Here is a 13,700-nt window from a genome sequence, read left to right as displayed (position 1 = left end):
CACCCTTGAGGAGCCCGCACCGTGACTTCCGGTCCGCCCCGCGTTCTCGTCGACGCCACCAGCGTCCCCGCCGACCGCGGCGGGGTGGGCCGCTACGTCGACGGGTTGCTAGGCGCGCTCGGCAAGGTGATCGGCTCCGAGGTGGAGCTGGCGGTGGTCGGCCTGCGGACGGATGCGGAGCGTTACACCAGGATGCTCCCGGCCGCCGAGGTCGTCGCCGCGCCGGCCGCGGTCGCGCACCGGCCCGCCCGGCTCGCCTGGGAGCAGACCGGCCTGCCGCTGCTCGCCCAGCAGGTCGGCGCCGACGTGCTGCACTCGCCGTTCTACACCTGCCCGCTGCGGGCCGGCTGCCCCGTGACGGTGACGGTCCACGACGCCACGTTCTTCACCGAGCCGGAGCACTACGACAAGTCCCGGCGCACGTTCTTCCGCAGCGCGATCAAGACCTCGCTGCGCCGCGCCCACCGGGTGATCGTGCCGAGCAAGGCGACCCGTGACGAGCTGATCCGCCTGCTCGACGCCGACCCGACCCGGGTCGACGTGGCCTACCACGGCGTCGACCCGACCGCGTTCCACCCGCCGACCGCCGACGAGAAGGCCCGGGTCGCGGCCCGGCTGGGTCTGGCCGGCACCAGCTACGTCGCGTTCCTCGGTGCCAAGGAGCCGCGTAAAAACGTGCCGAGCCTGATCCGTGGCTGGGTCAAGGCGGTGCACGACCGGCCCAACCCGCCCGCGCTGGTGATCGCCGGCGGGCAGGGCCACGACGACGACATCGACCGCGCGGTCGCCGAGGTGCCTGGCCACCTGCGCCTGCTCCGCCCGGGCTACCTGCGTTACGCCGACCTGCCCGGGTTCCTCGGCGGTGCGCTGGTCGCGGCCTATCCCTCCTTCGGTGAGGGTTTCGGCCTGCCGATCCTCGAGGCGATGGCCTGCGCGGTGCCGGTGCTGACCACGCCGCGGCTCTCGCTGCCCGAGGTCGGCGGCGACGCGGTGGCTTACACGAGCGAAGATCCTGCCCAGATCGCCGTCGACCTGGCCGCCCTGCTCGACGACGAGCCGCGCCGGATGGCGCTGGCCAAGGCCGGCGTCGACCGGGCCAAGGAGTTCACCTGGGAGTCGAGCGCCGAGGTGCACATCGCCGCGTGGCAACGGGCCCGGGCCTGAGGCCGGAGGCACTTCCGGGATGATTGCCCTATGCACGCCGTGATCCTGGCCGGCGGCAGCGGCACCCGACTGTGGCCGCTGTCCCGACTCCACCAGCCGAAGTTCCTCCATCCCCTGTCCGGCAGTCCGCTCTCGCTGCTCCAAGCGACGGCCGAGCGCCTGGAGCCGCTGGCGGGTCCCGAAGGGACGATGGTGGTGACCGGTGCCGCGCACGCGGCCGCCGTCGCCCGGCAGCTCACCGCCCTGCCCGAGGAGAACATCCTGGTCGAGCCGTCGGCCCGCGACTCGTGCGCCGCGGTCGGCCTGGCGGCGGCGCTGATCGCCCGGCGTTCGCCATCGGCGATCATGGGCGCGTTCGCGGCCGACCACCTGATCACCAACCCCGCTCAGTTCGTGTCCGTGGTGCGTGACGCGGTGGCCGGCGCCGAGCGCGGGCTGCTGATGACCATCGGGATCACGCCGACCCGCCCGGAGACCGGCTACGGCTACCTCCACTGCGGCGACGAGGTCGGCCCGGGCCCGGTGCGGATGGTCGAGGCGTTCGCCGAGAAGCCGGCGTACGAGCTGGCCAAGCAATATGTCGAGTCCGGTGACCACCTGTGGAACGCCGGCATGTTCGTGTGGCGTGTCGACGCGTTCCTGGCGGAGTTGGCCCGCCAGCAGCCGAGCCTGCACGAGGGGCTGTGCCGCGTCGCGGCGGCCTGGGACGAGCCCGACGGCGACGAGGTCCTGGCCTCCGTGTGGCCCACGCTGACCAAGATCTCGGTCGACTACGCGGTGATGGAGGGTGCCGCCGCCGCCGGCCGGGTCGGCACGGTGCCCGGCGACTTCGGCTGGACGGACGTCGGCGACTTCCAGACGCTGGGCGAGGTGCTGCCCGGCGACGCGCGCGGCAACGTGGTGCTCGGCGGCGGCGCCGACCACCCGGGCGAGAAGCCCGGCGTGCTGCTGCGCGACACGGACCGCCTGGTCGTGGTGCCGCACTCCGGGCGCCTGGTCGCGGCTCTCGGCGTCGACGATCTGGTGATCGTGGACACACCCGACGTGATCCTGGTCTGCTCCCGCGAGCGCTCGCAGGACGTGAAAAAGCTGGTCGACGAGCTCAAGGCGCGTGGCGACGAGGGTTTCTGCTGATCCTTAGGCTGTGCACATGACCGCGCCATTGCGCCATGTGGAGTTGTCCGTCGCCGGCAACGAGGCGAGCGACCTGCTGCCCGTGCTCTCACCGGCGTTGCTCTCGGCCCATGGGGCGCGCCGTGGCTTGTGGACCGTGCTCGACGAGGGCCCGGTCGAGGCGTGCGTGGCCCTGCTCGTCCAGGGTCACGACGGCAGTTGGGCGGCGCACCACCAGGGCTTCGACGCGGGCCACGAGGCGGGCCGCACCGAGGACGGCGAAGCGCTGGCACACCGCGACGGCTGGGTGTACGTGATCGGCTCGCACTTCGGCTCCAAGGGCGGGCCGCTGCGACCGAAGCGGGCGTTCTTCGCGCGGTTCCGGGAGGCCGAGGCGGCCCGGGGTGTGGTCAAGCTGCACGTGGTGCGCAACCAGTTCCGGTTGCACCGGGCGATCAACGACGCGCTGGTGGCGGCGGACATCAGCCCGCTGCCGGCGGGCGAGCGGGTGCACCAGCGGTTCATCCGCGAGACCCAGATCCGCGGTGCGGCGAAGGCGAAGACGTGGGTCGACCGGCTGATCATCGGCGACCTGCCGGTGAACGTGGAGGCCGCCGCCTTCACGCCCGCCGGCACGCTGCTGCTCGGGCTCCGGTTCCCGGTGACCCAGGACGGCGAGCCGATCCTGGTGGAGATCTCGGGTGTCGAGGGCATGTTCGACGCGGACCCGCGCAGTTGGCCGGCGGTCGTCCGGGCGTACGCCCTGACCGGCGTGACCCCACCCGGCACGCTGACGGGTTTCCGCGCGCTGACCGCGACTTCGTCGGGTTTCGAAGCGGTGGTGGGCTCGATCGACGCGTTGGGGAAGGGGTCGGTGCTGCTCGACGACCACCCGATGGGCGGAGACGTCACCTGCAGCCACGTGCGGTTCGCCCTCGGCTCGGACCCGCGGGTGGCGGCGTCCGTGGTGGACGACCTCGCACCGTTCCACAACGTCGAAGGCATCGCGATCGTCGACGGCGAGCGCATGTACGTGACCGACGAGGACCACCGCATCGCCCTCTGGCACGACTAGGGCGTGTCCTGCCGATCAACGCGGCCTGCGACGGGCCCAGCCGCCGCGTGGCCTCCGTCTCGGCTCACGTTGATCGGCAGGACACGCCCTAATCGAGCATCCCGCGCCCCAGGGGCGTGAGCGTGTGCAGCATCGTGTTGCCGTCGCGGCGGCTGGCCAGGAGGCCCGCGTTGCGCAGGACGGCGGTGTGCTGGCTCGCGGCGGCCGGCGAGATGCCGAGGCGCTGGGCGATCTCGCTGGTCGAGGACCCGCTGTCGACGACCTCGAGGACGCGCGCCCTGGTCCGGCCCAGCAGGGCGGCCAGCGCGTGGTGCCGGCCGGGCTCGGGCGGCTGGTCGAGCCCGCCGAGCCGGTCGACCGGGTAGACGAGCACCGGCGGCAGATCGGGGTCGACGAGGGTGACCGGCGTACGTGTGCAGAAGAAGGCCGGCACCAGCAACAGCCCACGGCCGTCGAGGTAGAGGTCCCGGCTGACCGGATAGTGCCGCACCTCGAGCACCTGCCCGTCCCACCGCATCGCCGGCCGGAGGCTGGCCAACAGGCCGTCCGCGCCGTCGGCCAGCATGGCCCGCCCGCGCTGCCCGCGATCGGCTTCGACGGCGCTCTCGATCCGGGTCCAGTAGGGCGCGATCGCCAGCTCCCGGTAGCTCTCCATCGAGTCGGTGAGGCTGTGCAGCGCGGCGGAGTCACCCCGCGCGACCCCGGACACGCTGGCCGGCAGCCGGTTGTCGGCGGCGAGGAGCGTCAGGTCGCGGCGCAGGTTGGCGGCGGGCGTCGACCGGATGGCGTCGAGCGCGGGCAACAGCCCGGCCCGGCTCTCGAACGGAGTGAGGAAATCGGGGAAGTAACCCTGAGGGGGATTGAGCGCGAGCAGCAGCCGCACGCTGTCTGCCCGCGGGTTCCGCCGCAGCCCGGCCGCGACCTCCCGATGCCAGCCGGCGAGGAGCGGATCGCGCGCGGGTCGCCGAGCCTGGAACAGCTGAAGGCTGAGAACCAGCTCCCAAACGGGATCCGCCCCCGGCGCGACGCGCGTGCGCGCGACGTCGCCAGGTGTGAAGTGGATCCGCAGCACGGCCTCGTGGACTCCGCTCGGGGGTAGGCGGGGTTTCTGAGGGGATCAGCCTACCGCTGACCTCGGTGTTTCAGCCGTGGCTAAAAGTCCTCGCGCTCGACCTGCGGTTTCGCCATGCTCGTGTTAGCGCCCACATATGCGGGGCGGCACTGCCGTCCGGCCGGCCACCAACGAGGGTTCGCGACCACGAGTCGTGGAGGTGGCGGCCGGGCGTGCCTACGCGCAGACCATCCTCCCCTGGTCCGCGCCTGCGGCATCACCCGTCGCGACGTGGGGGGCCCGGCGGGTGATGCCGCCACCTCCATGCATAACGCGACGGGGGCGGCGGGCCGGCTTGCTGCCGGGCCTGCCGCCCCCGCATTGCGGTGCGTCGCGTTGCGTTGCGTCAGCGGACGTCGGGCCGCGTCGGCTCGTCGCCCTCCGCGGTCGGCGGCGGCGCGGAGCCGGCGCTCGGCTGCTGGCTGGCCGGGTTGATCACCTGGGTGCGCTCGTCCTCCGGCGTCGGGATCGGCGCGGTCGGGGAGTCCAGCCGGGTGTCGCCGGCCGTAGCCGGTGACGTGGGTGCGGGCGGAGCCGCCGGAGCCGCGATCGTCTGGGTGGCCTGCGGGGACCCGGTCGCGCCCGGCACCGGTGGCCAGGTCGCGGGCTCCGCGGAGGCTGTCGGGCCGCCGGGCGGGAACGCGCCGGGCTGACCCGGCGCCGCACCTGGGCCTGCCGGGGGCTGACCGCCCGGAGAGACGGGGCCACCGAGGCCCGGCGCCGCGCCCGGATAGGCCGGCGGCGGAGGGTAGCCGGGCTGGCCGTACGGCGCGCCGTACCCCGGCTGACCGGGTTGTCCCTGGCCCTGGCCCTGGCCCATCGGACCGGGACCGGCCGGCGGGTAGCCAGCGGGTGCGCCGTAGACGCCCGGCTGCGGCTTCGGGCGCGGCACGTAGTAGAGGGTCCGCCAGATCTTGAAGATCAGGAACCCGGCGGCCGCGAAGATGCCCACGTAGGCGACGCGGACCAGCAGGCCCGTGAACGCGGCGCGCACCTCGCCGTCGACCAGCGAGCCGAACAGCCAGGCCAGCAGCGCGATCACGCCGAAGACGGCGGACACCGCGTACTCGGCGAGCGCCACCTGGGTGACCAGCTTCGCCCGCGGCACCGGCGGCTTGAAGTGTGTGGCCAACAGCACGGCCAGCAGCGGCAGGACGATCGCCTCGATGCCGACGAAGTCGAAGAAGCTTCCGCCGGCCCGGCTGGAGAACCCGACATTCGCCGAATACGGTACGAGGAGATCGATGAGCCCCACGAACAGCAGCACGGCGTTCGCGCCGACGAGGACGAGCGCGATCAGTTCGCGCCAGGGTTTGGTGATCTGGCTTGCCGAGGTCTGTTCGTTCGACCCGGCCTCGGGTTGGGTGGTCACGGCTCCCCCTGGGGCGATGACGGAAGATGGCTTTCGTGAGCGTAGTCGCCCGGACGCCGGGAATCCGGCAGTGTAGGTAAGGATTGCGGGATGCACATCGTCGTTTTGGCTGGCGGTATCGGCGGAGCGCGTTTTCTGACCGGCGTGCGGGCATATGCCCGGGCGGCCGGCGCCGAGGTGACCGCGGTGGTCAACGTCGGCGATGACGTCACCATGCACGGCCTGCGGATTTGTCCCGACCTCGACAGCGTCATGTATACCCTGAGTGGCGCCGCGGACCCAGAACGCGGTTGGGGTCGCGTCGGCGAGACCTGGGCGGTCAAGAACGAACTCGCAGCGTACGGCGCCGAGCCGAGCTGGTTCGGCCTCGGCGACAAGGACATCGCCACCCATCTCGTGCGCAGTCAGATGCTCAACGCCGGTTACCCACTGTCAGCGGTGACCGAGGCGCTGTGCCAGCGCTGGGAAACCGGTGTGCGTTTGCTGCCAGCCACCGACGACCGGTTCGAGACCCACGTGGTGGTCGACCTCGACGGGGAAAAGGCGATCCACTTCCAGGAATGGTGGGTACGCCACCGCGGCGACGTGCCGACCCGGCGTTTCGTGTTCGTCGGAGCGGACACGGCGAAGCCGGCCGCCGGCGTCCTGGAGGCGCTGGCCACCGCCGACATCGTGCTGGTCGCGCCGAGCAACCCGGTGGTCAGCGTCGGCCCGATCCTGGCCGTGCCGGGCCTGCGCGCGGCGCTGTCCGCACCGGTCGTCGGCGTGTCGCCGATCATCGGCGGCAGCCCGGTGCGGGGCATGGCCGACAAGTGCCTGGCCGTCCTCGGAGTGCCGTGCACCGCGGCCGCGGTCGGCGGGATGTACGGCGCCCGCGGCGCGGGCGGGATCCTCGACGGCTGGCTCGTCGACAGCACGGACGAGGGCGCCGAGGTGCCCGGGGTCACAGTCCGGGCGGTGCCGCTCTGGATGACCGACGAGCAGGCGACGGCCGAGATGGTCCGCGCCGCCGTCGAACTGGTATGACAACCTCGGATCTGTCGGCGGCTGGCGGGGGAGTGGGCATGCGGCTCGAGGTGTTGCCGGTCGAGGGCATGGGCGACGTGCGCCCCGGCGACGACCTCGCGGCGGCGATCACCGCCGCCGCACCGTGGCTCCGCGCGGGCGACGTGCTCGTAGTGACGAGCAAGATCGTGTCGAAGGCGGAGGGCAGCCTGGTCGACATCCCGCTGGACGGCGACGAGCGGCTGGCGGCGCGCGAGGAGGCGCTCCGCGCGGAGACCGCCCGGCCGGTGGCCCGCCGCGGCCAGACCCGCATCGTGCAGACCCACCACGGCTTCGTGATGGCCTCCGCGGGCATCGACGCGTCGAACGTCGACCGTGCCCACCTCGTGCTCCTACCCAAGGACCCGGACGCTTCGGCCCGCGCGCTGCGCACGACCCTGCGCGAGCGGCACGGCCTGGACGTGGCCGTGGTGATCTCCGACACGATGGGCCGCCCGTGGCGCAACGGCCTCACCGACGTGGCCCTGGGCGCGGCCGGCATTCCGGCGATCCGCGACCACCGCGGCGAGGTGGACCCGTACGGCAACGAGCTCTCCATCACCCAGATGGCCGTGATCGACGAGCTGGCCGCGGCCGGTGAGCTGGTCAAGGGCAAGTGCGCCCAGGTGCCGGTCGCGGTCGTCCGCGGCTATCTCGAGGCACCCCTGCCGGTCGCGGACGGCGCCGGCGCCGCCGTCCTGGTCCGGGGCGCCGACCAGGATCTGTTTTCCCTCGGCACTGCCGAGGCCCGCGCCGAGGGCCTCCGCGCCGCCGCCCGCCTCACGAACAGCGAACGCCCTCCGTTCCCGACCCTCGACGAGCCCGACATAGCCAAGGCACTGACCCGCTCATTGGCGACCATCGCCGCTGGTTCGACCGCGACCTTCGACATCGACCTCCTCTCCGCGAACCCGCCCGCCACACCGAACAACCTGGACGCCGTGCATGCCCCTGCGGCGAGCGGGGGCGGCGCCGCCCTGCATGCCCCTGCGCCGAGCGCAGGCGGCGCCGCCCTGCACGCCCCTGCGGCGAGCGCGGGCGGCCCGGCCGCGTCCGGCCGCTACCGCATCGTCTGCCGCCCGGCGAACCCGGTGGGCGCGGCTGCCATCGTCGCGTTGGGCGTTGACGTGCAGCGCCTGCGCGCGGCGTTGGCCGCTGAAGGGCTCGGGTCCACGATGGAGACCATCGAGGACGGTGGTTCCGGCCCGCGCGTCGTGGTCATGGTCGGCTAGTCCTGGCTCGTCGGCCAGTGGTTTGGTCCATACCTGTTCGTACCCGCGGGCGTTCGCGCGGTTCACCCATCGTCCAAAGATTTCTGGCTGGTGACTGCCGCCACGGAACCTGTCGGTGGTAGCGCCTACGCTTCAACGGTGGCTGATCTCATCCCGACCTCGCCCCCGCCGCCCACCGCCGCGAGCATCCGGCGGGCGCTGGCGCGCGCCGCTGACGGGAAAGCGCTCGACCAGGGCGAAGCCGCCGATCTGATGGCCGCGCGCGGCGACGCGCTCGACGAGCTGCTGAGCATCGCCGGCGGCATCCGCGACGCCGGCCTGCGTGATGCCGGCCGGCCGGGCGTCGTGACGTACTCGCGCAAGGTCTTCATTCCCCTGACCCGGCTATGCCGGGACCGTTGCCATTACTGCACCTTCGCCACCGTGCCGCACCGGCTGCCCGCCGCCTTCCTCGACCGCGACGAGGTGGTGGCGATCGCCCGCGAAGGCGCGGCGCAGGGTTGCAAGGAGGCGCTGTTCACGCTCGGCGACCGGCCCGAGGAGCGCTGGCCGGCGGCGCGCGAGTGGCTCGACGCGCGGGGCTACGACTCGACGCTCGACTACGTCCGGGCGAGCGCGATCGCGGTGCTCGAGGAGACCGGCCTCCTGCCTCACCTCAACCCGGGCGTGCTGAGCTGGGCCGAGCTGCAGCGGCTCAAACCGGTGGCGCCGAGCATGGGCATGATGCTGGAGACCACGGCGACCAGGCTGTGGTCCGACAAGAGCGGCCCGCACTTCGGCTCGCCCGACAAGGAGCCCGCGGTCCGCCTGCGGGTGCTCGACGACGCCGGCCGGGTCGGCGTGCCGTTCACCACCGGCATCCTGATCGGCATCGGCGAAAACCTGGTCGAGCGGGCCGACTCGCTGTTCGCGATCCGCCGCTCGGCCCGCGAATACGGCCACATCCAGGAAGTCATCATCCAAAACTTCCGGGCCAAGCCGGACACCGCGATGCGCGGCATGCCCGACGCCGAGCTGCTCGACCTGGCGGCCACGATCGCGGTCGGCCGGATCATCCTCGGCCCGGGCGCCCGCATCCAGGCACCGCCCAACCTGATCGAGGGCGAATACGACCTGCTTCTACGCGCGGGCATCGACGACTGGGGCGGCGTCTCGCCGGTCACCCCCGACCACGTCAACCCGGAACGCCCTTGGCCGATGATCGACGAGCTCGCCGCCCGATCGGCCGCGAGCGGCTTCACCTTGCGCGAGCGACTGACCATCTATCCCGAGTACGTCCGCCGCGGCGACCCCTGGCTCGACCCGCGACTGGCCGGCCACGTGGCCGCGCTGGCCGAGCCGGTTTCGGGGCTGGCGGCCGAGGGCGTGCTGCCGGTCGGCCGCGCGTGGCAGGAGCCCGACGAGGCATTCGTGCCGGGCGGCCGCACCGACCTGCACACGACGATCGACACGACGGGCCGCACCAGCGACCGGCGCGGCGACTTCGACTCGGTCTACGGCGACTGGTCCGAGGTCGCCGACCGTGTCGCGCCGGAAGCCGTGGCGCTGAGCCGCGCCGCGCCCGGCGCCGCCGCCGAGCGCCAGCCGTCCGACGTCCTCGACGGCTTGCGCCTCGCCGCGACCGACCCGGCGGCCCTGCTCGAGGAGCGCCACGAGGCGGCGGCTATGGCGCTGTTCACCGCCGACGGCTCGGCCCTCGACGAGCTCTGCCGCCTGGCCGACGACCTCCGGCGCGACACGGTCGGCGACGAGGTGACCTACGTGGTCAACCGCAACATCAACTTCTCCAACGTCTGCTACGTCGGCTGCCGGTTCTGCGCCTTCGCGCAACGGGAGCGCGACGCCGACGCCTACCGACTATCGGTCGACCAGGTGGCCGACCGCGCCGAGGAAGCCTGGGCCGCGGGCGCCACCGAGGTCTGCATGCAGGGCGGCATCGACCCGAAACTACCGATCACCGCCTACGCCGAGATGGTCCGCGCGATCAAGCAACGGGTGCCGGGCATGCACGTCCACGCGTTCTCCCCGATGGAGATCGTCACCGGCGCCGCGAAGGCCGGCATGCCGGTCCGGGAGTGGCTCGAGACCCTGCGCGACGCGGGCCTAGACACGATCCCGGGCACGGCGGCGGAGATCCTCGACGACGACGTGCGGTGGGTGCTGACCAAGGGCAAGCTGCCGGCCGCGACCTGGGTCGAGGTCGTCACGACCGCACACGAGCTGGGCATCCGGTCGAGCTCCACGATGATGTACGGGCACGTCGACCACCCGCGGCAATGGCTGGGCCATTTCCGGGTCCTCGCGTCGGTCCAGGACCGCACGGGCGGCTTCACGGAGTTCGTCGCGCTGCCGTTCGTACACACCAACGCGCCGATCTACCTGGCCGGCATCGCGCGGCCGGGCCCGACCTGGCGGGAGAACAGGGTCGTCCACGCGATGGCCCGCCTGCTGCTACACGGCCGCATCGCCAACATCCAGTGCTCCTGGGTCAAGCTGGGTGACGAGGGCACGGTCGCGATGCTCAACGGCGGCTGCAACGACCTCGGCGGCACGCTGATGGAGGAGACGATCTCCCGAATGGCCGGCTCGGCCAACGGCTCGTCCCGCACGGTCGACCAGCTCAAGGCAATCGCCGCCGCGGCCGGCCGACCGGCAAAGGAGCGCACAACCGCCTACGGCATGAGCTGACGCGCCAGCGTTCGCCGCGGGCGCGGAAGCGGGCGCGGCCTTGGGTTGGGTGGCTTGCGGCATGAGCTGACGTGCGGGCGTTCGCCGCGGCACCGGGCTGGCGTTAGACCGGCTGCGGTATGCGGCAGGCCGCGAAGTTCACCATGCGACGGGTCTTTGCGCACGACTGCCTGCGGCGCGAGCTGACCCGCGAACGTCTGCCGCCTTGATCGGGTGCTGGCGCACGAACGGCATCGGGATGGATAGCGCGCATGCACTCGTCGCGCGACCGGCCATTTGAGGCGAAGCCTCATAGTCCGGACGTATCGCGTGGACCGGGACGGCGGCCGGGCGACTGGGCTCGCCGGGTGAGGCGTGGGCTGCGGCGCCGCGATCAGCGTTGTGCGCGTCGTGGCCTGGGCTCCGGATGACGGCCCCTCGATGCGGCGGTAGGTCGTAGCCGTCACCCGGTCCGCGGCGAGCAGGCGATGCTCGAAAGCGCCGGGCACTGAGCTGGGCGCCCGGTTTGAACATCGCCACGGGCGGGGTACCAACCGTCTCCCAGCCGCAAGATCCACTCCGCGGTGGGGCGACCCACGACTGGGGGACTAGTGGAGGCCGGGTGGATCAAGGTAGGGCCGGCGTGGTTTGATCTGTTATGTGCGGTTGTGGCGGCTGAGCTGGTGGGAAAGTGGTCGATCGAGCGTTACCCGCCCGGGGTCTGGATCGGTACTGACCCGAAGGACCATGGCGCCATCCCGCGAGTCGTCAACGGCGCGCCGGTGAGTGGGTCTATTTATCAGGTTCCGCTTGACGACGCACGCATTACACGCGTGTAATTTCACTGGGGTCGTTCGAACGGGACATGACAAATAGGACCGTACGGGCGAAAATGTCAGGCCTTCCGCGAGGGGGTTACGTCGGCCAATGGGCCGGCGTGCGAAAGGAGGCAACGTTATGGATGGTGGCCGTGTCGAGGTCGCCGACCTGCTGGGCAACGCGCCGGAATGGCAGGAGCGAGCACTGTGCTCGCAGACCGACCCGGAGGCGTTCTTCCCCGAGAAGGGCGGCTCGACCCGCGAGGCCAAGCGAATCTGCTCGCGCTGCGACGTGAAGGCGGAGTGCCTCGAGTACGCACTCGGGCACGACGAGCGATTCGGCATCTGGGGTGGCCTGTCCGAACGCGAGCGCCGCAAGCTGAAGCGCCGCGTCGTCGCCTGAGCCAGGCGGGCAGTTCAGCCAAGTCGCGACGGACGCGGAGGGGGAACCCGCGCACTAGCGACACAAGATCATATCGGGGACCGAGGGCCATCATCGTGCGGACGATGCGGGCCCTCGACCGCATCCAGGGCCCACGACGGCGAACGACCGGAACACCGCACCGCGCCGCCGAAATCCCGCGCGACCACCGTCCTGGCCGCGGCCCGGGTGTTTCGGGGTTGCGATTTCGAGCGGTCGCTTTGGTCTGGTGCGGTTCGCGTCCCGGCCTTCGACTCCGCGCCTGCCTTCGGTCCGGACCGGCCTGACCGGCGCGTGCGAAAGGCCGGGCCGGCGACTAGCTCAGCTCGTCAGGGTCCAGACCCAGCAGGTTCGCGACCTGCTCGATGATCACGTCGTGGACCAGGTCGGCCAGGTCGTCGTGGTCCATCGCGCGGAATTCCAGCGGCCGTCGGTAGAGCACGATCCGCGGCGCCATGTCCGCCCGCCCGGGGCGACCCGGCAGCAGCCGGGCCAGCGGGACCTCGCCGTCCTCCAGGACGTCGGTGTCGTACACGTTGAGGTCCGGCGGCACGTCCTCCACCGCGAACTCGACACCGGCCAACTCCTTGGCGAACCGGTGTTCCAGCGCCTCGACCGTGTCCAGGACAAGATCATCGAAGATCTCGGCCTTCGTCCGGGCCAGCGGAACGGTCGCAGGAACCAGCCGCCCGCGTAGTCCCCGTCCATGACGGTCGCGGCGCCGGCCGGACGGCGGCCGGCGGTTGGCCGGGCTGGTCATCGCGCACCTCCTGCAGAAAAGCAGCCTCAGCCTAGCCCGCGATCGGCGTGTCGCGACGCAAGGCGGGGCAACGCCCGGGTGGGGGCGATAAGTTGCCGCCGTGAGGTCTCCACGGCGTTGCTCCAGAAACGGCTGCCCCCGGCCGGCTGTCGCCACGCTGACCTACGTTTACCACGAGTCCACGGCCGTGGTCGGCCCCCTCGCCGCGTTCGCGGAGCCGCACACCTACGACCTCTGCGAGACCCACGCCCGCTCCCTGACCGCCCCCCGCGGCTGGGAGGTAGTCCGCCACGAAGGCGCATTCGACCCCCCGCCACCGACCCCCGACGACCTGGTCGCCCTGGCCGACGCCGTCCGCGAGGCAGCCCGCCCGGGCCGCTACGACGACTTCGACGACCTCCCGCACGCCGGCCATCAACAGGGCCGCCGCGGCCACCTCCGGGTCATCCCGCCCAGCCAATAAATCCCAAGATCCGCCCGAGCCCAGGCCGCCGGCGGGCAAGGCGTCGAGACATGATCATGTCCCGGGCCCGTCGGGGGCGCGACCGTCGCTCCCGCCGGACACCGCTGCGCTGCCAGGCCCGCGCCGGTCGCGGTCAGAGCGGATGCCGCGAACGCGGCAAGGTCCTGTCTCTGAAGGGCAGCTGTCGGCATCGGCCGACGAGGTGGCCAAGGCGCTCGGCGGCAAATCTCGGTGATCGCAACGTCTGCCACGCGGGGCGGCCAAGGTCCACGCCCGCGCGGGGGTGGCCGACATCCGCCAAGCGGGGCGGGCCGATTGCCGGGATGGCGATGATCCGGGCGATCGGTTCCCGGTGCTGGGCTGCGGTTTTCGGCGGCGGACGCGGTGGAGTTGGTTGGCTGGGCGGCAGATCTTGGTAGTTGGTTGCCGCTTGGGCAGCAATGCATTACCAACGTCCGCA

The 13,700-nt window shown here is 72.1% G+C and carries 11 protein-coding genes; 8 read left to right on the top strand and 3 right to left on the bottom strand.

Annotation, left to right across the window (positions count from 1 at the left end):
* Positions 1-21 precede the first annotated feature (21 nt).
* The 3 genes from Air01nite_RS33810 to Air01nite_RS33800 are packed head-to-tail and all read left to right on the top strand — an operon-like array spanning position 22 to position 3,352.
* A complete protein-coding gene (locus Air01nite_RS33810; protein ID WP_203707439.1) occupies positions 22-1,164 on the top strand; it encodes a glycosyltransferase family 4 protein in 1,143 nt (380 codons plus the stop codon).
* Between the two features lie 30 nt (positions 1,165-1,194).
* Positions 1,195-2,298, top strand: coding sequence for a mannose-1-phosphate guanylyltransferase (locus Air01nite_RS33805; RefSeq protein ID WP_203707438.1), 1,104 nt, complete (start codon positions 1,195-1,197; stop codon positions 2,296-2,298).
* 16 nt (positions 2,299-2,314) lie between these two features.
* A complete protein-coding gene (locus Air01nite_RS33800; RefSeq protein WP_203707437.1) occupies positions 2,315-3,352 on the top strand; it encodes a hypothetical protein in 1,038 nt (345 codons plus the stop codon).
* A gap of 88 nt (positions 3,353-3,440) precedes the next feature.
* Here Air01nite_RS33800 and Air01nite_RS33795 read toward each other — a convergent pair whose 3' ends face one another.
* Positions 3,441-4,235: an ArsR/SmtB family transcription factor gene (locus Air01nite_RS33795; protein ID WP_239091154.1), complete on the bottom strand. Its 795-nt coding sequence runs from the start codon at positions 4,233-4,235 to the stop codon at positions 3,441-3,443.
* 574 nt (positions 4,236-4,809) lie between these two features.
* Positions 4,810-5,835: a hypothetical protein gene (locus Air01nite_RS33790; RefSeq protein WP_239091153.1), complete on the bottom strand. Its 1,026-nt coding sequence runs from the start codon at positions 5,833-5,835 to the stop codon at positions 4,810-4,812.
* Between the two features lie 90 nt (positions 5,836-5,925).
* On the opposite strand from Air01nite_RS33790, the gene cofD reads away from it, so the two are divergent.
* From cofD to Air01nite_RS33770, 4 genes are all read left to right on the top strand, one after another.
* Entirely contained in the window at positions 5,926-6,861 is a 936-nt protein-coding gene (gene cofD, locus Air01nite_RS33785; RefSeq protein WP_203707435.1) for a 2-phospho-L-lactate transferase, read from the top strand.
* Between the two features lie 38 nt (positions 6,862-6,899).
* On the top strand, positions 6,900-8,111 hold the full coding sequence (locus Air01nite_RS33780) for a coenzyme F420-0:L-glutamate ligase (RefSeq protein WP_203707434.1): 1,212 nt from the start codon (positions 6,900-6,902) through the stop codon (positions 8,109-8,111).
* 138 nt (positions 8,112-8,249) lie between these two features.
* Complete coding sequence (locus Air01nite_RS33775) at positions 8,250-10,799, top strand: bifunctional FO biosynthesis protein CofGH (protein WP_203707433.1); 2,550 nt, start codon at positions 8,250-8,252, stop codon at positions 10,797-10,799.
* A 936-nt stretch (positions 10,800-11,735) separates the two neighbouring features.
* Positions 11,736-11,999, top strand: a complete 264-nt coding sequence (locus Air01nite_RS33770) for a WhiB family transcriptional regulator (protein WP_089245306.1) — start codon at positions 11,736-11,738, stop codon at positions 11,997-11,999.
* A gap of 334 nt (positions 12,000-12,333) precedes the next feature.
* Here the strand turns inward: Air01nite_RS33770 and Air01nite_RS33765 are convergent, their stop codons facing one another.
* Positions 12,334-12,777, bottom strand: a complete 444-nt coding sequence (locus tag Air01nite_RS33765; protein ID WP_203707432.1) for a metallopeptidase family protein — start codon at positions 12,775-12,777, stop codon at positions 12,334-12,336.
* Positions 12,778-12,877: 100 nt separating this feature from the next.
* Between Air01nite_RS33765 and Air01nite_RS33760 the strand changes: the two genes are divergently transcribed.
* The gene (locus Air01nite_RS33760; protein ID WP_203707431.1) at positions 12,878-13,240 is read left to right on the top strand and encodes a DUF3499 domain-containing protein; all 363 of its coding nucleotides are present in this window, start codon (positions 12,878-12,880) and stop codon (positions 13,238-13,240) included.
* Positions 13,241-13,700 lie beyond the last annotated feature (460 nt).

It is taken from the genome of Asanoa iriomotensis, from assembly GCF_016862515.1.
Taxonomy (GTDB): Bacteria; Actinomycetota; Actinomycetes; order Mycobacteriales; family Micromonosporaceae; genus Asanoa; species Asanoa iriomotensis.
The sequence above is the reverse complement of the archived record's forward strand: the minus strand, read 5'-3'. Positions and strand labels throughout refer to the sequence as shown.